This window comes from Burkholderia sp. PAMC 26561, from assembly GCF_001557535.2.
Taxonomy (GTDB): domain Bacteria; phylum Pseudomonadota; class Gammaproteobacteria; order Burkholderiales; family Burkholderiaceae; genus Caballeronia.
The window spans coordinates 1,298,246-1,316,050 of sequence record NZ_CP014306.1 but is presented as its reverse complement, the minus strand read 5'-3'; the positions used below and the strand labels follow the sequence as shown (position 1 = coordinate 1,316,050).

Genomic DNA, 17,805 nt, shown 5'->3' with positions numbered 1-17,805 from the left:
CGGCTAAAGAGGTTGTCAGCCGCGCTGCTTGTCTTGATCCGCGCATCGCCGACGCCGTTTAGCCGCCCTTGTTTTCTCTAGGCGGATGAATGGAATCAATCGGTATCGTCACTCCCCGGACACTGCATTTCACCGAGCCGCTGCGCATGCAGAACGGCAGTCTGCTCGGCGATTACGATCTCGTTGTCGAAACCTACGGCACGCTCAACGCCGCACGCTCCAACGCCGTGCTGGTCTGTCACGCGCTCAACGCATCGCATCACGTGGCCGGTGTTTATGCCGATGACCCCAAGAACGTCGGCTGGTGGGACAACATGGTCGGTCCCGGCAAGCCACTCGACACGAACAAGTTCTTTGTCATTGGCGTGAATAACCTGGGTTCGTGCTTCGGCTCGACCGGGCCGATGAGCATCAACGCCACCACCGGCAAACCCTATGGCGCGAGCTTTCCCGTGGTCACCGTCGAAGACTGGGTCCACGCTCAGGCACGCGTAGCGGACCTGTACGGCATCGAAACATTCGCGGCCGTCATGGGCGGAAGTCTCGGCGGCATGCAGGCGCTCGCGTGGAGCATGATGTATCCGGCGCGCGTGGCGCATTGCATCGTGGTGGCATCGACACCGAAGCTGTCCGCGCAGAACATCGCGTTCAATGAAGTCGCGCGCTCGGCGATCCTTTCCGATCCCGACTTCCACGGCGGCGATTATTACGCGCACAACGTGAAGCCGCGCCGGGGCTTGCGCGTAGCGCGCATGATCGGGCACATCACGTATCTGTCGGACGACGACATGGCCGCGAAATTCGGCCGCGCGTTGCGCCGGGCGGAAGGCGCGCTGGACGCGTACAACTTCAATTTCGATGTCGAATTCGAAGTCGAGTCCTACCTCCGGTATCAAGGCGACAAATTCGCCGAATACTTCGATGCCAACACCTACCTGCTCATCACACGGGCGCTCGACTATTTCGATCCCGCCAAGGCCTTCGATGGCGACCTGACCAAATCGCTCGCGCACACGACGGCCAAATACCTGATTGCGAGTTTCTCGACCGACTGGCGGTTCGCGCCGGCGCGTTCGCGGGAACTCGTGAAAGCGCTGCTCGACCATAAACGCACGGTGAGCTACGCCGAAATCGATGCACCGCATGGCCACGACGCCTTCCTGCTCGACGACGCCCGCTATCACAACCTGATGCGCGCCTATTACGAACGCATTGCCGCCGAGGTGGGTGCATGAACCAAATCACGCTGGATTCACTTTCCCTGCGCTCGGACTTTCGGGCCATTGCGCGTTGGGTCGAGCCGAACTCGTCGGTGCTGGATCTGGGATGCGGCGACGGGTCGCTGCTCTCGCTCCTGGGCGAAGAACTCGATGTCACCGGCTACGGCATCGAAATCAATGACGCCGGCGTCCTTGCCTGCGCGCAAAAAGGCGTCAACGTCATCCAGCAGAATCTGGAAGACGGGCTGCGCCTTTTCGAGGACGGGAGCTTCGACTTCGCGATCCTTTCGCAGACCCTTCAAACCATCCACCAGACCGCCGCCATCCTGCGCGAAACCGTGCGCGTCGGGCGTGAATGCATTGTGTCGTTCCCGAACTTCGGCTACTGGCGGCACAGGCTGACCGTGCTGCAGGGGCGCATGCCGGTATCGAAGACCCTGCCTTATCAATGGCACAACACGCCGAACGTGCGTGTGCTGACCATCCAGGACTTCGAGGCGCTGGCGCCGGAAGTGGGTATCGAGATCCTCGATCGCGCCGTGCTGCATGGCGGCCAGTCGATCCGCTGGGGCGCGAACTGGCGTGGTAGCCTTGCGGTCTATCGCGTGAAGCGTAGCTGAACTGATCGCCCGTTCACCGCTTGGCGCATCGCCCACTGCATCACACTGATTTCATATGTCCAACTCGCCAAACGAGGCGCCCGCACTAACCGCTCACGAAGATCGCCCCGGCTGGCGTGCGTTTCTCAACAAACGCATGCTGATTTGCGTGTTTCTTGGCTTCACGTCGGGGTTGCCGCTTTTCACGCTCATCTACCTGGTCCAGGCGTGGTTGCGGACCGAAGGCGTGAATCTGAAGGAGATCGGCCTCTTTGCGCTGATCCAGTTCCCGTACACGTGGAAGTTCATCTGGGCGCCGCTGATGGACCGCTACGTGCCGCGGCTGCCCGGATGGCATCCGGGCCGGCGGCGCGGCTGGATGATCGTCACGCAACTGCTGGTCGGCGTGGCGATCGGAGCGCTCGGGTTCATCTCGCCGAAACAGGAAATCTGGACCGTCGCCGCGCTGACCGCGCTTGTCGCGTTTTTCGGGGCGAGCCAGGACATTGCCATTGATGCGTATCGCCGGGAACTTCTCGCCGATACCGAACAGGGCCTCGGCAACGCGGTCTTCGTGAACGCCTACAAGATCGCCGCGCTGATCCCGGGCTCGCTCGGACTGATCCTGGCGGACCATCTGCCGTGGTCCACGGTGTTCATGGTCACGGCGGCGTTCATGTTGCCGGGCGTCGTGCTGACGCTCGTGGTGAAAGAACCGGAAATACACGGCACGCCGCCCAAGAATCTGCGCGATGCGATCGTCGATCCGTTCAAGGAATTCATCGGGCGTGACGGCTGGCGCACGGCGCTGCTGATCCTCGGCTTCATCTTCCTGTACAAGCTCGGCGACTCGATGGCGACCACCCTGTCCACGTCGTTCTTCCTCGATATCGGCTTCAACAAGACGCAAATTGGTGTGATCGCCAAGACCGTGGCTTTCTGGGCGAGCATCGCGGGTGGAATCGTGGGCGGGATGTGGCTGGTGAAGATCGGTATCGGGCGCGGGTTGTGGATCTTCGGCGTGCTGCAGATCGTGTCCACGCTCGGCTTTGCGTGGCTGGCCAAGATCGGGCCCTCGCCTGTCGCGCTGGCCACGCTTTACGGCTTCGAGACTTTCGCGACCGGCCTGACCACGGCGGCGTTCGTTGCGTATATCGCGAGCACGACCGATCCGCGCTATACGGCCACGCAGTTTGCGCTCTTCACGAGCCTGGCTTCGGTGCCGCGCACGCTGGCGTCGGCATCGAGCGGCTTTATCGTGGCGCAGACGGGCTGGTTCGAGTACTTCATGGTCTGCGTGGCGTTGTCGATTCCCGGCATGTTACTGTTGCCGAAAATCGCGCCCTGGAGACTTGTCCGATGAAGGTGCACGCGTTAATCCGCGTCACGGCCTGCGCCATGACGCTTCAGGCCGGCGCGTCTTTCGCAGCGTCCGATGCAGTCTCGCAGCAGCCATACTCGGCGGCGAGCGGCCAGATTCGCTTTGGCAATGCGGCGTTGTTCCGCAACCTGATTCCATCGGCGACACTCGAACAGCAATCCGCCGATGAATATCAACAAATTCTCCATGAAGCCCAGCGCACGAAACATCTTCTCGGCGATGACAACCCGCTCGTCAAACGCGCCCGCGACATCGCGAATCGCGAGATCCCGTTTGCGCTGAAATGGAATGACCGCTCGAAGAACTGGAAATGGCAGATCAACGTGGTGCGATCGAACGAGATTCGCATGTATTGCCTGCCGGGCGGCAAGATTGTGATCTATAGCGGTTTGATCGAGCGGTTGCGGCTCAACGACAACGAGCTCGGCATGATGATCGGCCATGAAATTGCCCACGCGTTGCGTGAACACGCACGGGACCGGCTCGGGCGTCAGCAGGCCGCGCAATTGACCACGGGCACGATTCCGCCGCTGTTCGGTTTCGCCGATATCATTTCGGCGCCCTTAGGCATCGGCGAGCAATTGCTGGCCATGCGATACACGCCGGCGGATGAGACCGAGGCCGATGTGATCGGCAGCGAGATTGCATCCCGGGCGGGATACGATCCGCGCGCCGCCGTGACCTTGTGGAAAAAGATTGATTCGGCGACGAGGCGCACGCCGAACGGATTTATCTGGATGCATCCGTTTGGCGCCGATCGCGTGCACGACCTGATGAAGCGCCTGCCCGACATGATGCCGCTCTACGCCAAGGCGCTTGGCCTGACAGTCGACCAATTGCCGAACTATGCCGGGATGGGGCGCTTCAAGAAACCCAGATCGTAAAGGCGGCCCCTCCTCAAACCTTCCAGTCGTAATCGATGATGAGCGGCGCATGATCGCTGAACTTGATCTCGCGGAAGACCGAAGTCGCCGCCGCTGTATCGGCCACGCCTTTCGTAGCGATCTGGTAATCGATCCGCCACCCGACGTTCTTGGCATAGGCCTGTCCGCGATTGCTCCACCACGTATATTGCTCAGGACGCTGGTCGAGCGTCCTGAATACATCGACGTAGGATTTTTCATCGAACAGTTGGGTGAGCCATGCGCGCTCTTCCGGCAGGCAACCGGAATTCTTCTGGTTGCTCTTCCAGTTCTTGATATCGATTTCCTTGTGCACGATGTTCACGTCGCCGCACAGAATCACTTCGCGCGTCGCCGCGAGTTGCTCAAGGTGCGGCATGAATTCAGCCATGAACCGATACTTCGCCTGCTGCCGTTCCTCGCCGCTGGAACCGGACGGCACATACACGGAAATAACCGATAGATCTCCAAAGCGCGCCTCGACATAACGCCCTTCAGGATCGAATTCCTCGCTGCCGAAACCGATGATCACTTCATCCGGCTTGTGCTTTGTATAAAGCCCGGCACCCGAATAACCCTTCTTCACGGCATGCTGGAAATAACCCTGGAAACCGTGCGGCGCCAGAAACTCCGGCGTCAGATCGTCCTGCGAGCATTTGATTTCCTGCACGCATACAACGTCTGCGTCCTGTTGACCGAACCAGTCGAAGAACCCTTTCCTCGCGGCCGATCGAATACCGTTCAAATTGGCGGTGATGACACGAAACATGAAACTTCCTTATAAGTTGTTGATTACTCGACCTTGATCCCTTTCAGCGATTCCTCCGCCGGCGGATATTCGAGTTTCAAACTCTGCATGGTGCGCGTGATCAATTCGGCGACCATGACGTTACGGTGCGGTTTCGAATCAGCGGGAATGACATACCACGGCGCAAACTCGGTCGATGTCGCGCCCAAGGCGTCCGCGTAGGCTTGCTGATAGTCGTCCCACTGCTTGCGGGCTTCCAGATCGGACGGATCGAATTTCCAGTGCTTTTCCGGATTATCGATACGCGCCTGCAAACGCTCCTTCTGCTCGTCCTTCGATATATGCAGGAAGCATTTCACGATCGTCGTGCCGCTGTCGGCGAGGAGCGCTTCGAAGTTGCGGATATGCGCGTAACGGCGCTCGCATTCGTCTTTATCGATTTGCTCGAGCACGCGCGGCACGAGCACGTCTTCGTACTGGCTGCGATTGAAAACGGTCAGCTCGCCCGCGGCCGGCGCCTGGGAATGAACCCGCCAGAGAAAGTCGTGCGCGGCCTCGACTTCGGAAGGCGCCTTGAACGGCACGATCCGCAAACCGAGCGGATCGACGTCCTGGAAAATGCCGCGAATGGTGCCGTCCTTGCCGCTTGTATCCATGCCTTGCAGGATCAGCAGGACGCGTTGCTTGCGCTGTGTGTGGAGTTTGTCCTGCAATCCGTCGAGTGCTGCGTTCAACTCGCTCAAACGCGCACGGTCGTCGTCTTTCGAGCCGGAGGAGAACGGCTTCGACGCTGTGTCGATGGAAGCGAGATCAAACGTTTTGATCTTCTTGCCGTCGAAATACGGCACGCGGTAATCGTCCAGATCAGGTTTCTTGGCCACGCGCGTGCTCCCGCTCGTCGACATTCATAAAATAAAGGGTTGCTGCCAGACCAGACCAGCAGCAACCCGCGAGTACCTCAGCCGTCAGACACCGGCCTGCACATCAAGAGGATAATTTCTTCTTCAAAAGCTCGTTGACCTGCTGCGGATTCGCCTTGCCCTTGGTCGCTTTCATTGCCTGACCGATCAGCGCGTTGAACGCCTTTTCCTTGCCGGAGCGGTATTCATCCACCGACTTCTGGTTCGCGGCCATCACCTCGTCGATGATCGCTTCCAGCGCGCCCGTATCCGAGATCTGCTTCAGCCCCTTCGCTTCGATGATCCGGTCAGCCGCCGCGTCGTCAGTGGCCTTCTCTTCCCAGATCGCCTGGAAGATATCCTTGGCGATCTTGTTCGAGATGGTGCCGTCCGCGATGCGCTGAATCACGAGCGCGAGCTGCGCGGGCGAAACAGGCAAGCTCGCAATGTCCAGCGACTCACGATTCAGTTGCGACGACACTTCACCCATCAGCCAGTTGGCCGCGAGCTTGGCGTTCGCGGCCCCGACTTTCGAGACCACGTTCTCGAAATAAGCCGACATGCCCTGCGACGACGTCAGCCCGACCGCGTCGTACTGCGTCAAACCATATTGCTCGACAAAACGCGTTTGCATCGCTTCCGGTAACTCCGGAAGTTCGCTGCGAACACGCGCGATCCACGCTTCGTCGATAGCGAGCGGCATCAGATCCGGATCAGGGAAATACCGGTAATCGTGCGCGTCTTCCTTGCTGCGCATTGAACGCGTCTCACGTTTATCCGGATCGTATAAACGCGTTTCCTGCACGACCGTACCGCCGTCTTCAATCAACTCGATCTGGCGGCGCACTTCGTACTGGATCGCTTCTTCGAGAAACCGGAACGAGTTCAGGTTCTTGATCTCGGCGCGCGTGCCAAACTCAACCTGGCCGACCGGCCGCACCGAGACGTTCGCGTCGCAACGGAACGAGCCTTCCTGCATGTTGCCGTCGCAAATGCCGAGCCATTGCACGAGCGTGTGCAGGCTCTTCGCGTACGCCACGGCTTCCGCCGCGCTGCGCATTTCCGGCTCCGTCACGATCTCGAGCAGCGGCGTGCCGGCACGATTCAAGTCGATACCCGTCATGCCCGCAAAGTCTTCGTGCAGCGACTTGCCGGCGTCTTCCTCCAGATGCGCGCGCGTCAGGTTGACGGTTTTATCGTACGCGGCCTTGCCGGTTTTTTCGTTTGCCGGAACGTGGATCGTGACGCTGCCGCCTTGCACGACCGGAATCTCGAACTGGCTGATCTGATAGCCCTTCGGCAGATCGGGATAGAAATAGTTTTTGCGAGCGAAAATGCTGCGCGGCGCGATAGTCGCGCCAATCGCAAGACCCAGGCGAATTGCACGTTCAACAGCGCCGCGATTCATCACAGGCAACGAACCGGGCAACGCCAGGTCGACAGGACAGGCTTGCGTGTTCGGCTCCGCGCCGAACTGCGTGGCCGCGCCCGAGAAAATCTTCGAGACCGTTGACAACTGCGCGTGCGTCTCAAGACCGATAACGACTTCCCACTGCATAACTCAGACTCCTGCGGGTGATTGCACATGCCAGTCGGTCGCGCGCTGAAACGCGTCGGCGACCTGCAGCAACCGGGCTTCGTTGAAATAGTTGCCGATGATCTGCAAGCCGACCGGCCGCGTGGCATGCGCACTGCCCGCAGCGCCGAAGCCGCAAGGCACGCTCATGCCAGGCAAGCCGGCGAGACTGATCGACAACGTGTAGATATCGGCGAGATACATCTGGACGGGATCATCGGCTTTCTCGCCGAGATTCCATGCAACGGAGGGTGCGACCGGTCCCATGATCACATCGCAGTGGTTGAATGCTTCCTGGAAATCCTGCGCGATGATGCGGCGGATCTTTTGCGCCTGGACGTAATACGCGTCGTAATAGCCGTGCGACAACACGTACGCGCCGACCAGAATTCGGCGCTTCACTTCCGGTCCGAAACCCTCGGCGCGCGACTTCTTGTACATATCGAGAAGATCGGTGTATTCGGCCGCGCGATGGCCGTAACGCACGCCGTCGAACCGCGACAGATTCGACGATGCCTCCGCCGGCGCGATGATGTAGTACACGGGAATCGACAACTCGGTCTTCGGCAGCGATACCTCGACGAGCGTCGCGCCGAGCGCTTCATATTGCTTCAACGCCGCGTCCACCGCGCGGCGAACTTCGGCGCTCAAGCCTTCGCCAAAAAATTCCTTCGGCAAACCGATGCGCAATCCCGCCAGCGGCCTGGCCGCATCATGACCGGACCAGGGCTGGCCGATGTAACGCGTGTAGTCTTCGTCCTCGCGCTCGAGGCTGGTCGAATCGCGTGGATCAAACGATGCAATCGCGTTGAGCAACACGCCGCAATCCGCGGCGCTGCGAGCCATGGGGCCGCCCTGATCCAGCGACGAAGCGAACGCGATCATGCCGTAACGCGAAACGCGCCCGTACGTGGGTTTGATTCCCGTAACGCCCGTGAACGATGCAGGCTGGCGAATCGAGCCGCCCGTGTCCGTGCCGGTAGCGGCGGGCGCGAGCCGCGCGGCGACCGCTGCAGCCGAGCCACCCGACGATCCGCCCGGAACCGCTTTCAGGTCCCACGGATTCTTGACCGGGCCGAAGTACGAATTCTCGTTCGACGAACCCATCGCAAATTCGTCCATATTCGTTTTGCCGAGCGTCACCATGCCCGCGTTCTTCAAGCGGTCGACGACGGTGGCATCGAAGGGGCTCTTGTAGTTCTCGAGCATCTTCGAGCCCGCCGTCGAGCTCCATCCGCGCGTGACGAACACGTCCTTGTGCGCGATGGGCAAACCCGTCAGCGGACCCGCTTTGCCTTGGGCAATGAGCGCATCCGCTGCTTTCGCCTGCTCGAGGGTGAGTGCGTGATCGACGCTGATAAAGGCGTTGAGATCCTTCGCTGCGCCGATGCGCTGCAGGAACACCTGCGCGAGTTCGACGGCGGAAAGGGTTTTTGCGTCAAGTGCCGCGCGCAGTTCGGTCAAGCTTTTCTGATGCATTGCGTTTTTCCTGATAGACGCCATGTGCCGCGTCTTTTAGTTTTCGTGCGGTGCTGCGGTGCCGTTGCTGTGCTGGCGGCCCGCTTGTTCAATCACTATTGCATCACTATTCGATCACTTTCGGCACGAGATACAAGCCGTCGCGCACGGCAGGCGCAGGCCGCTGGAACTCTTCGCGGTTTACATGCTCTGTAACAGCATCGTTTCGCAAACGCAGTTCGACTTGCTGGATTTGTTCGATCGGGTGAGCAAGCGGTTCGATTCCCGTGGTGTCTACAGCTTGCATCTGCTCCACGAGACCGAAGAAATCGTTCAGGCGCGCGAGGGTGGGTTCGGCCTCGTGTTCGGGCAATTCCAGCCGCGCGAGGTGCGCAATGCGTTTTACATCGGTCAGGGTCAGAGACATTCGTTTCACCGGTCTATTTATGCGACTTTCGCGCAACAAACAGCGCGACTTCAATTCGAGATAAGGAGCCTTAGAAAGCAGGCCTGACGGTGGCAAAATGTACCGTCCTTTTCCTTCGAATACCCCAAAATTATAAGGTATCATTACGCGTTCGACCCAAATCCGGATCGACTTGCCAGCGGCCTTTTCTTAGTTACAGATTTTTCAGAAAAGTGTGCGCCTGGTTTGCTTGCATCCTCCGGTAGATTTTCTTCGCAGCTTTGCAATGTTCGCGACCAATTGGGTCCGGCTGCAGGCTGTCAATTTTTTCCGCTGCCGTCCTTTGGCGCTCGAAGCGAGGCACGGCTCCCAGCGAGACAGGATTTTTGAATGTTCGGTTTTTTGCGCAGCTACTTTTCAAACGATCTGGCGATTGATCTCGGCACCGCCAACACGCTGATTTACATGCGCGGCAAGGGTATCGTTCTTGACGAGCCATCGGTGGTTTCCATCCGCCAGGAAGGCGGTCCGAATGGCAAGAAGACCATTCAGGCTGTCGGCCGCGAGGCCAAGCAGATGCTCGGCAAGGTGCCGGGCAATATTGAAGCTATCCGGCCCATGAAAGACGGCGTTATCGCCGACTTCACGGTCACCGAGCAGATGATCAAGCAGTTCATCAAGACGGCTCACGAGTCGCGCATGTTCTCGCCTTCGCCGCGCATCATCATTTGCGTACCGTGCGGTTCGACCCAGGTCGAGCGCCGCGCGATCAAGGAAGCGGCTCATGGCGCAGGCGCATCGCAGGTCTACCTGATCGAAGAACCCATGGCTGCCGCTATTGGCGCCGGCCTGCCGGTTTCGGAAGCAACCGGCTCCATGGTTGTTGATATCGGCGGCGGCACGACCGAAGTGGGCGTGATCTCGCTTGGCGGTATCGTGTACAAGGGTTCGGTGCGCGTGGGCGGCGACAAGTTCGACGAAGCCATCGTCAATTACATTCGCCGTAACTACGGCATGCTGATTGGCGAGCAAACGGCTGAAGCCATCAAGAAGGAAATCGGTTCGGCTTTCCCGGGCTCCGAAGTCAAGGAGATGGAAGTCAAGGGCCGTAATCTTTCCGAAGGCATTCCGCGCAGCTTCACCATTTCGAGCAATGAAATTCTCGAAGCGCTGACCGATCCGCTGAACCAGATCGTTTCGTCGGTGAAGATTGCGCTGGAACAGACGCCGCCTGAACTGGGCGCTGACATTGCCGAACGCGGCATGATGCTCACCGGCGGTGGCGCGTTGCTGCGCGATCTGGACCGGCTGCTTGCAGAAGAGACCGGCCTGCCGGTGCTCGTTGCTGAAGATCCGCTGACGTGTGTCGTACGCGGTTCGGGCATGGCGCTCGAACGCATGGACAAGCTCGGCAGCATCTTCTCCTACGAGTAAGTCTTGACGCCTTTTACGAAGGCGTCAACAACACGCACTCGCTCAATGAAACAACTGCGACGTGCGCGAGGGTTGCGACTTGCGCAAGCGTTCACGTGGCCCGGCCCAATGTGGCTCCGGGCCGCAACGCTCTGCGCTGGGCAGGGCCGCTACTTCACGCGGACCCGCAGCATCGATTTAACTGCTCACGCCCTCGGCGCCGACCATGGAATACAGTCCGCCGCCACTCTTTAAGCAAGGTCCATCCGCTCTCGCGAGATTGATCTTCTTCGTGGTGCTTGCAATCGCCCTTTTGATCTCCGACGCGCGTTTCAACACGCTCGAGATCGTGCGTGGCGTGCTGGGCGCGGGGTTATACCCGTTGCAGCGCGCAGCGCTAGTACCGCGCGATATCTTCATGGGCGCCGCCGATCTGGCCGTGACCAGCGCAACCCTGCGCACCGAAAACTCGAAGTTGAAAGAAAAGAACCTGGAGTTGTCTGTAAAAGCGGGCGACGCATCCCAGCTCAACGCCGAGAACGCCCATTTGCGCTCGCTCCTTCAGCTTCAGGCGCGCGCCGTCACGCAAACTACTCCCGTAGAAGTGCAATACGACACACGCGATCCGTTCACACAGAAAGTCGTGATTGGCAAAGGCTCGCAGCAGGGCATCCAGGACGGCGCGCCGGTAGTCAACGAAGATGGCGTGATCGGCCAGATTACCCGCGTGTTCCCGCTGCAATCCGAAGTGACGCTGCTCTCCGACAAGGACCAGGCCGTTCCTGTGCAGATCGTGCGTACCGGTTTGCGCAGCGTGATCTATGGCACGCCGAAGGGCGACACGCTGGACCTGCGTTTCGTACCCATCAGCGCCGACGTCCAGACCGGCGACGAACTCGTGACCAGCGGCCTGGACGGAATCTATCCGCCGGGCTTGCCGGTGGCGAAAGTCGTGCGCGTCGATAAACAAGCCGATACCGCGTTCGCCCGCGTCGTCTGCCTGCCCATTGCGCCGGTGCGCGGCGCGCGCCAGTTGCTGGTGCTGCATTACGAGATCAACCAGCCGCCGAATCCTGAAGAGATCGAAGCCGCGGCCGCCGCAAAGGAAGCAAAGGAAAACAAGGGCAGGAAGAAGGCGGCGCCCGCGAAAAGCGCGAGCGCCCCCGCAGCGACCCCGGCTGCAGCGGCGGCAACGCCCGCCGCGCCGGCATCCGCCGCTGAAGCAGCGAAGCCGGCGTCTGCCGTCACCGCGAAAAAGCCTGAGCACGCGGCATCGAACAGATCCGGGCACGCCCGGCGAGAACCCGCCGCCAGGCCCGCGCCCGGAGCCACGCCATGAGCCGCCCGCAATACATCCTGCAGCCGGTCAATCCTTACTTCATCACGTTCAGCCTGGCCGCCGCGTTCCTGCTGAACCTGATGCCGTGGGGCCGGATGGCCGGCGTGCCTGATTTTGTGGCCGTTGTCCTGCTTTTCTGGAACGTTCACCAGCCGCGGCGTGTCGGAATGGGCATCGCGTTTTTGCTTGGCATGTTGATGGACGTTCACAATGCGAGTCTGCTCGGCGAGCACGCGCTTGCGTATACGTTGTTGTCGTACGGCGCCATCACCATTCACAGGCGCGTATTGTGGATGTCGTTGCCCGTGCAGACGTTCGTGGTCGCACCGCTCCTGATCGGCGCGCAGATCGTTCCGTTCGTGATTCGCCTGCTGACCGGCGCGGCGTTTCCCGGCTGGAGCTATCTGGTCGATGGATTCGTGGAAGCCATTTTGTGGCCGCTCGCGAGTTTCCTGCTGCTGATTCCGCAGCGCCGCGCCACCGATCCTGACGACACACGTCCCATTTGAGTTGCCAGTTGATTCAAGCGCCTGCCGGTGTGCCGGTTAAGCCGCACGCCACAGTCGCCACATACGCGGTCCCCGCGAAGATTGCATGACCGAATTTCAGAACGCCGAACAACAGTTATCGAAGTTTCGCCTGCGCGTGGCAGCCGCCGGCTTGTTCGTGTTCGTCTGCTTCGGGCTGATCGGCGTGCGGTTCCTGTATCTGCAAGTCTGGCATTTCAGCAAGTACTCACTGCAGGCCGATGAAAACCGTATCTCGGTTGCGCCTATCGTGCCGAATCGCGGAATCATTACCGACCGCAACGGCGTCGTGCTGGCAAAGAACTATTCGGCTTACACGCTGGAAATCACGCCATCGAAGATCAACACCACGCTAGACGATGAAATCGACCGCATCGCGACCGTGATTCCCGTCGACGCACGCGACCGCCGGCGCTTCAAGAAGCTGCTGGAAGACTCGAAGAACTTCGAGAGCCTGCCCATCCGGACCCGTCTCACCGACGAAGAAGTCGCCCAGTTCACCGCGCAGCGTTTCCGCTTCCCAGGCGTGGAAGTGCGCGCGCGGCTGTTCCGCCAATATCCGCTGGGACCGACGGCGGCGCACGTGATCGGGTATATCGGGCGGATTTCGCAGCGCGATCAGGAGCGTATCGACGCCGCAAGCGACCAGAACGACGCCGACACCGATCACTACGATCCGCGTCTGGACGCGAACAACTACAAGGGCTCCGATTACATGGGCAAGATCGGTGTCGAGCAAAGCTACGAGACCGAGTTGCACGGGCTGACGGGTTTCGAGGAAGTGGAAGTGACGGCGGGCGGACGGCCGGTGCGCACCATGTCGCGCACGCAAGCCACGCCGGGGAACAACCTGGTGTTGTCGCTGGATATCGGCTTGCAGCAGGTCGCCGAGCAGGCGTTCGCGGGCAAACGCGGCGCGCTGGTCGCCATCGAGCCATCGACTGGCGATGTGCTCGCGTTTGTGTCGGCGCCGAGTTTCGATCCGAATTCGTTTGTGGACGGCATCGATCAGCAGACCTGGGATTCGCTCAACAATTCGCCCGATCATCCGTTGTTGAACCGTCCGCTGCACGGCACGTATCCGCCGGGTTCGACCTACAAGCCGTTCATGGCGCTCGCCGCGCTGACGCTGCACAAGCGCACGCCGGGCTGGGGTTTCCAGGACCCGGGCTCGTACACGTTCGGCGGCCACACCTTCCGCAACGACGTGCGCGCGGGTCAGGGCTGGGTCGACATGAACCGCGCGATCGTGGTCTCCAACGACACGTATTTCTACATGCTCGCGCACGATCTGGGCGTGAACGCGATGGCCGGTTTCATGAAGCCGTGGGGCTTCGGGCAGATCACGGGCATCGATATCTACGGCGAAGCGCGCGGCATCCTTCCATCGACGGATTGGAAGAAGAAGGCGTATCGCAAGCCCGAACAGCAGCGCTGGTATGAAGGCGAGACGATCAGCCTGGGTATTGGACAGGGGTACAACTCGTTCACCATCCTGCAGCTCGCCCACGCCACGGCGACGCTTGCGAATGACGGCGTAGTCATGAAGCCGCATCTGGTGAAGGAAGTCGAGAATCCGATCACGAAGGCCGTTCGTCTGACGGTCCGCGCGCCGAGCGACAAGATTGCGGTGAGGCAGGCGGACGTCGACTTCATCAAGCGCGCAATGGAAGGCGTGGTCACGAACGGCACCGCGGTCAAGATCTTCCGCGGCGCTCAATATGTGTCGGCTGGCAAGACCGGCACGGCGCAGGTTTATTCGTTGCAAGGCGCGAACTACTCGGGCCACGCGACGGCCGAGCACTTGCGAGACCACGCGTTGTATATCGCGTTTGCGCCGGCAGAGCATCCGACCATTGCGATTGCGCTGATCGTCGAAAACGGCGGCTGGGGTGCGGAAGCCGCTGGTCCGATTGCACGCAAAGTGCTCGACTATTACCTCGTCGACCGGTTGAAGCCGGGTGCGGAAGCGGCGGCGGTGGCGGCGGCGGCGTCGGCCACGGAAGGCGCGACAGCGCCCGTGATCGGCGGCTCGCAATCGGCGGTCGATGCGGCATTGCCGGCATCGGTGGTGGCTGCATCGCCTGCGTTCAATCCCGCGGCGGCCTCCGCGCCGGTGGCAGGAGCATCGGGTGCGGCGGAGGCATCGGCGGCTCAGCCAGCCTCTTCGGCTTCAACCGCTTCTCCTGCTTCATCTGCCGATGCAGGCAGCGAAGCCTCGGCCGCAGCGCCGGCCGTGCCCGCATCGCCGGCGCAAATGATGTTGCGCGCGCTGGCCACGCCTCGCGCGCCCATTGTCCCCGTTGCAGCGGAAATGCCGCGAGCCACTGGCAAGGAAGGCAACGGAAAAGAGAAGGTGCCGGCATTGAACGCAAAGGAAGCCCGCAAAGCGCCTGCGCCCGTGCCGCCCAGGACACCCGCGCCGCCGAAGGAACCCGCGCCCACGGCTGCGATTCCCCGTAACAACGGCAAGAACCCCATTCAAACGTTGACGCCGTCCGGCGGCATCGACGAGTAAAGAAGGAGAACCGCCATGCAAGCGATGCAGTTCGACAAGCGCGCCTGGATGGACCGCACGAAGCGCATGTTTGCGGGTTTCGACAAACCCCTCGCGCTGATTGTGTTCCTGCTGCTGTGTGTTGGAATCGTGACGCTGTATAGCGCGAGTCTCGATGTGCCCGGGCGCGTCGAGGACCAGTTGCGCAACATCATGCTGACGTTCGGCCTGATGTGGATTCTCGCCAATGTCCCGCCGCCCACGCTGATGCGTTTTGCCGTGCCGCTTTATACGTTCGGCATGGCGTTGCTGATCGCGGTCGCCACGTTCGGCCTCACGCGAAAAGGCGCGAAACGCTGGCTGAACGTGGGCGTGGTGATCCAGCCGTCCGAAATCATGAAGATCGCGATGCCGCTCATGCTCGCGTGGTATTTCCAGCGGCGTGAAGGCCAGATCCGCTGGTGGGATTACGTCGTCGGGTTCCTGATCCTGGTGCTGCCGGTAGCGATCATCGCGAAGCAGCCCGATCTGGGGACCGCCGTGCTCGTGTTCGCGGCAGGGCTTTTTGTCATCTATTTTGCGGGCCTGAGCTTCAAGCTGATCGTGCCGGTGCTGGTTGCAGCGGTGCTGGTGGTGGCGAGTATCGGCGTGTTCCAGGAACGCATCTGCCAGCCGGAAGTGAACTGGCCTTTGATGCACGACTACCAGAAGCATCGGATCTGTACGCTGCTCGATCCGACTTCCGATCCGCTCGGCAAGGGCTTTCACACCATTCAGGCCGTGATCGCGATCGGTTCAGGCGGGACGTTCGGCAAAGGCTGGCTCAAGGGCACGCAGGCGCATCTGGAGTTCATCCCGGAGAAACATACCGACTTTATTTTCGCGGTCTTTTCGGAGGAGTTCGGGCTTGCCGGCGGACTCGTGCTGCTCTTTCTTTATATGGCGCTGATTGCGCGCGGGTTGTTCATTGCGGCGAACGGCGCGACGTTGTTTGGCCGGTTATTGGCGGGATCGCTGACCATGGCGTTCTTCACGTACGCGTTCGTGAACATCGGAATGGTGAGCGGGATCTTGCCGGTAGTCGGCGTGCCGCTGCCGTTCATGAGTTATGGCGGAACGGCGCTGACCACGCTCGGCGTCGCGGTCGGACTGATTATGAGCGTGTCGCGACAGAAGCGGCTGATGAAGGGATAAAGCGTCTGGACTCAAGAAGGCCCGCGATTCGATTGATGATCATCGCGGGCTTTTTGTTTATTGCGGCCGTTCCTGGGAAAGCTCCGCGCTCAGTTGCTGGTATTTCAGCTTCGCCGCGGGATCGCCTTGAGCCGCTGCCGCCGCGTAATACGCACGCGCGACATTGATGTTCTTCTGCACGCCGTCGCCGCCGCGTTCATAGAACGATCCCGCCACGTATTGCGCGGTCATGTCGCCGCCTTCGGCTGCTTTCTTGTACCAGGCGAAGGCCTGGGCGTTATCGCGCGGGGTGCCGCGGCCATCGAGAAATTGATTCGCCAGCGCCAGTTCCGCCTGCACGTGTCCCTGGCTCGCCGCCCGCAAAAACCAGCGATGCGCCTCAGCCGGATCACGATCCACAAACTGGCCATCGTCGAACATCTTGCCGTACACGAACTGCGCCTGGGTCATGTCGGCGTCGGCGGCCTTGCGCAGCCATTTCTTGCCTTCGGGGACATCGGCGGGACCGCCCTCGCCGTTGACCAGCATCATCGCGTAATTGAATTCCGCGAGACGGCTGCCCTTCTTCGCCGCGCGAAGAAACTCCGAGCGCGCCGCGCCGAAATTGCCCGCGTTGTAATCGGCGACGGCGTTTTGCGTGGCCATGTCGCTGCCCTTCACCGTTTGTGCGTTTGCTGCGCCGTACGTCAGCAATAACGCGACGGAAACTGCGCCCAATAATCCGGGTTTCATGCCCTCGCCTCCTGCAACGCCTGGCGCGTCGCCTTCAATAACCAGCTCACATCCGATGACAACGCAATCACCTTCACGCCCGCCTCCGCGTACTGCCGCGCGCTCGCGGAATCGAGCGCGAAAATGCCGCTTGCGATACCCGCGTTCTTCGCTGTATCGATGATCTTCGTGATCGCCGCCTGCACGTCAGGATGTTTCGAATCGCCGAGATGCCCGAGGCTCGCAGCCAGATCCGCCGGCCCGATAAACAGGCAATCTACGCCCGGCGTCGCGGCAATCGCTTCGACGTTGGCAAGCGCCAGTTCCGACTCGATCTGCACGATCGTCGATATCTGCGCGTTCGCCGTCGTCACATAATCGCGACGAACGCCGTAAGCGGCCGCGCGCACCATACCGGCAGCGCCGCGCAGACCATCGCGTGCTTCGCCGTCCGGATATTGCGTGAGACGCACGGCATGTTGCGCTTCTTCCGCCGTCTCGACGTTCGGGAACATCAGCGTGCGCGCGCCGGCATCGAGTACGCGCTTGACCAGCCAGCCGTCGTGCGCCGGGACACGGACAATCGGTTCGGTCGGAAGATGCGCCGCGGCAATCGCACGGAGTTGCGCGACGACGTCCTGGCTGTCGTTCGGAGAATGCTCCATGTCGATGCAAAGCCAGTCGAAGCCCGCATGCGCGAGCGCTTCGGCAATGTCGGCGCTGCCCATCGACAGCCACATGCCATACAACGTGCCGTGCTCGCTGAAACGCTGCTTGAGGAGATTCGTGTAGGTGCTCATGGCGTGATCCCCGCTGGATCGGCCTTGAACGTGGCGGAAGGGTTCGCTCGCATGTCTCGCTCCGTTAGCATGTCGCCGGGATGCGCCGCAGCAAAACGTGCGGCCCACTCAACAATCTTTGACGATCATACCGTG

16 protein-coding genes are annotated in these 17,805 nt (G+C 60.8%); 9 read left to right on the top strand and 7 right to left on the bottom strand.

Annotated features, from left to right (window positions below; translation table 11 throughout):
- The first annotated feature begins 89 nt into the window (after positions 1-89).
- From metX to AXG89_RS06205, 4 genes are read left to right on the top strand one after another with little or no spacing between them, the layout of a single operon-like run.
- A complete protein-coding gene (metX, locus tag AXG89_RS06220) occupies positions 90-1,235 on the top strand; it encodes a homoserine O-succinyltransferase MetX (RefSeq protein WP_062168594.1) in 1,146 nt (381 codons plus the stop codon).
- Positions 1,232-1,840 (top strand): methionine biosynthesis protein MetW, encoded by a 609-nt coding sequence (gene metW / locus AXG89_RS06215; RefSeq protein WP_062168593.1) that lies wholly within the window; start codon positions 1,232-1,234, stop codon positions 1,838-1,840. Before metX ends, metW begins: the two co-directional genes overlap by 4 nt.
- 55 nt (positions 1,841-1,895) lie before the next feature.
- A complete protein-coding gene (locus tag AXG89_RS06210; protein WP_062168591.1) occupies positions 1,896-3,182 on the top strand; it encodes an AmpG family muropeptide MFS transporter in 1,287 nt (428 codons plus the stop codon).
- A complete protein-coding gene (locus tag AXG89_RS06205; RefSeq protein WP_062168589.1) occupies positions 3,179-4,084 on the top strand; it encodes a M48 family metallopeptidase in 906 nt (301 codons plus the stop codon). Before AXG89_RS06210 ends, AXG89_RS06205 begins: the two co-directional genes overlap by 4 nt.
- A 13-nt stretch (positions 4,085-4,097) precedes the next feature.
- On the opposite strand, the gene AXG89_RS06200 is transcribed toward AXG89_RS06205, so the two are convergent.
- From AXG89_RS06200 to gatC, 5 genes are all read right to left on the bottom strand, one after another.
- Complete coding sequence (locus AXG89_RS06200) at positions 4,098-4,871, bottom strand: exodeoxyribonuclease III (protein ID WP_062168587.1); 774 nt, start codon at positions 4,869-4,871, stop codon at positions 4,098-4,100.
- 23 nt (positions 4,872-4,894) lie between these two features.
- Positions 4,895-5,731, bottom strand: a complete 837-nt coding sequence (locus tag AXG89_RS06195; RefSeq protein ID WP_062170333.1) for a polyphosphate kinase 2 family protein — start codon at positions 5,729-5,731, stop codon at positions 4,895-4,897.
- Between the two features lie 103 nt (positions 5,732-5,834).
- A complete protein-coding gene (gatB, locus tag AXG89_RS06190) occupies positions 5,835-7,307 on the bottom strand; it encodes an Asp-tRNA(Asn)/Glu-tRNA(Gln) amidotransferase subunit GatB (protein ID WP_062168585.1) in 1,473 nt (490 codons plus the stop codon).
- 3 nt (positions 7,308-7,310) lie between these two features.
- Entirely contained in the window at positions 7,311-8,804 is a 1,494-nt protein-coding gene (gene gatA / locus AXG89_RS06185) for an Asp-tRNA(Asn)/Glu-tRNA(Gln) amidotransferase subunit GatA (RefSeq protein ID WP_062168583.1), read from the bottom strand.
- A 106-nt stretch (positions 8,805-8,910) separates the two neighbouring features.
- Positions 8,911-9,210 carry an Asp-tRNA(Asn)/Glu-tRNA(Gln) amidotransferase subunit GatC gene (gene gatC, locus AXG89_RS06180; RefSeq protein WP_062168581.1) on the bottom strand — a complete coding sequence of 100 codons (300 nt, stop codon included), beginning with the start codon at positions 9,208-9,210 and terminating at the stop codon, positions 8,911-8,913.
- A gap of 369 nt (positions 9,211-9,579) precedes the next feature.
- On the opposite strand from gatC, the gene AXG89_RS06175 reads away from it, so the two are divergent.
- The 5 genes from AXG89_RS06175 (at position 9,580) to rodA (ending at position 16,159) form a co-directional block, all read left to right on the top strand.
- On the top strand, positions 9,580-10,623 hold the full coding sequence (locus tag AXG89_RS06175) for a rod shape-determining protein (RefSeq protein ID WP_017772379.1): 1,044 nt from the start codon (positions 9,580-9,582) through the stop codon (positions 10,621-10,623).
- Between the two features lie 205 nt (positions 10,624-10,828).
- On the top strand, positions 10,829-11,941 hold the full coding sequence (gene mreC / locus AXG89_RS06170) for a rod shape-determining protein MreC (protein ID WP_062168580.1): 1,113 nt from the start codon (positions 10,829-10,831) through the stop codon (positions 11,939-11,941).
- On the top strand, positions 11,938-12,450 hold the full coding sequence (gene mreD, locus AXG89_RS06165; protein ID WP_062168578.1) for a rod shape-determining protein MreD: 513 nt from the start codon (positions 11,938-11,940) through the stop codon (positions 12,448-12,450). The genes mreC and mreD overlap by 4 nt, the downstream gene beginning before the upstream one ends.
- A gap of 85 nt (positions 12,451-12,535) precedes the next feature.
- Complete coding sequence (gene mrdA / locus AXG89_RS06160) at positions 12,536-14,986, top strand: penicillin-binding protein 2 (protein WP_062168576.1); 2,451 nt, start codon at positions 12,536-12,538, stop codon at positions 14,984-14,986.
- A gap of 24 nt (positions 14,987-15,010) precedes the next feature.
- Entirely contained in the window at positions 15,011-16,159 is a 1,149-nt protein-coding gene (gene rodA, locus AXG89_RS06155; protein ID WP_062170331.1) for a rod shape-determining protein RodA, read from the top strand.
- Between the two features lie 57 nt (positions 16,160-16,216).
- Here rodA and AXG89_RS06150 read toward each other — a convergent pair whose 3' ends face one another.
- Complete coding sequence (locus AXG89_RS06150) at positions 16,217-16,891, bottom strand: tetratricopeptide repeat protein (RefSeq protein ID WP_062168574.1); 675 nt, start codon at positions 16,889-16,891, stop codon at positions 16,217-16,219.
- Positions 16,888-17,670, bottom strand: coding sequence for an HpcH/HpaI aldolase family protein (locus tag AXG89_RS06145; RefSeq protein WP_062168572.1), 783 nt, complete (start codon positions 17,668-17,670; stop codon positions 16,888-16,890). Before AXG89_RS06145 ends, AXG89_RS06150 begins: the two co-directional genes overlap by 4 nt.
- Positions 17,671-17,805: the final 135 nt, after the last annotated feature.

Coding starts and splice junctions, on each gene's coding strand:
- metX (WP_062168594.1), top strand. CDS start 90: ATGGAATCAATCGGTATCGTCACTCCCCGGACACTGCATTTCACCGAG.
- metW (WP_062168593.1), top strand. CDS start 1,232: ATGAACCAAATCACGCTGGATTCACTTTCCCTGCGCTCGGACTTTCGG.
- AXG89_RS06210 (WP_062168591.1), top strand. CDS start 1,896: ATGTCCAACTCGCCAAACGAGGCGCCCGCACTAACCGCTCACGAAGAT.
- AXG89_RS06205 (WP_062168589.1), top strand. CDS start 3,179: ATGAAGGTGCACGCGTTAATCCGCGTCACGGCCTGCGCCATGACGCTT.
- AXG89_RS06200 (WP_062168587.1), bottom strand. CDS start 4,871: ATGTTTCGTGTCATCACCGCCAATTTGAACGGTATTCGATCGGCCGCG.
- gatB (WP_062168585.1), bottom strand. CDS start 7,307: ATGCAGTGGGAAGTCGTTATCGGTCTTGAGACGCACGCGCAGTTGTCA.
- gatA (WP_062168583.1), bottom strand. CDS start 8,804: ATGCATCAGAAAAGCTTGACCGAACTGCGCGCGGCACTTGACGCAAAA.
- gatC (WP_062168581.1), bottom strand. CDS start 9,210: ATGTCTCTGACCCTGACCGATGTAAAACGCATTGCGCACCTCGCGCGG.
- AXG89_RS06175 (WP_017772379.1), top strand. CDS start 9,580: ATGTTCGGTTTTTTGCGCAGCTACTTTTCAAACGATCTGGCGATTGAT.
- mreC (WP_062168580.1), top strand. CDS start 10,829: ATGGAATACAGTCCGCCGCCACTCTTTAAGCAAGGTCCATCCGCTCTC.
- mreD (WP_062168578.1), top strand. CDS start 11,938: ATGAGCCGCCCGCAATACATCCTGCAGCCGGTCAATCCTTACTTCATC.
- mrdA (WP_062168576.1), top strand. CDS start 12,536: ATGACCGAATTTCAGAACGCCGAACAACAGTTATCGAAGTTTCGCCTG.
- rodA (WP_062170331.1), top strand. CDS start 15,011: ATGCAGTTCGACAAGCGCGCCTGGATGGACCGCACGAAGCGCATGTTT.
- AXG89_RS06150 (WP_062168574.1), bottom strand. CDS start 16,891: ATGAAACCCGGATTATTGGGCGCAGTTTCCGTCGCGTTATTGCTGACG.
- AXG89_RS06145 (WP_062168572.1), bottom strand. CDS start 17,670: ATGAGCACCTACACGAATCTCCTCAAGCAGCGTTTCAGCGAGCACGGC.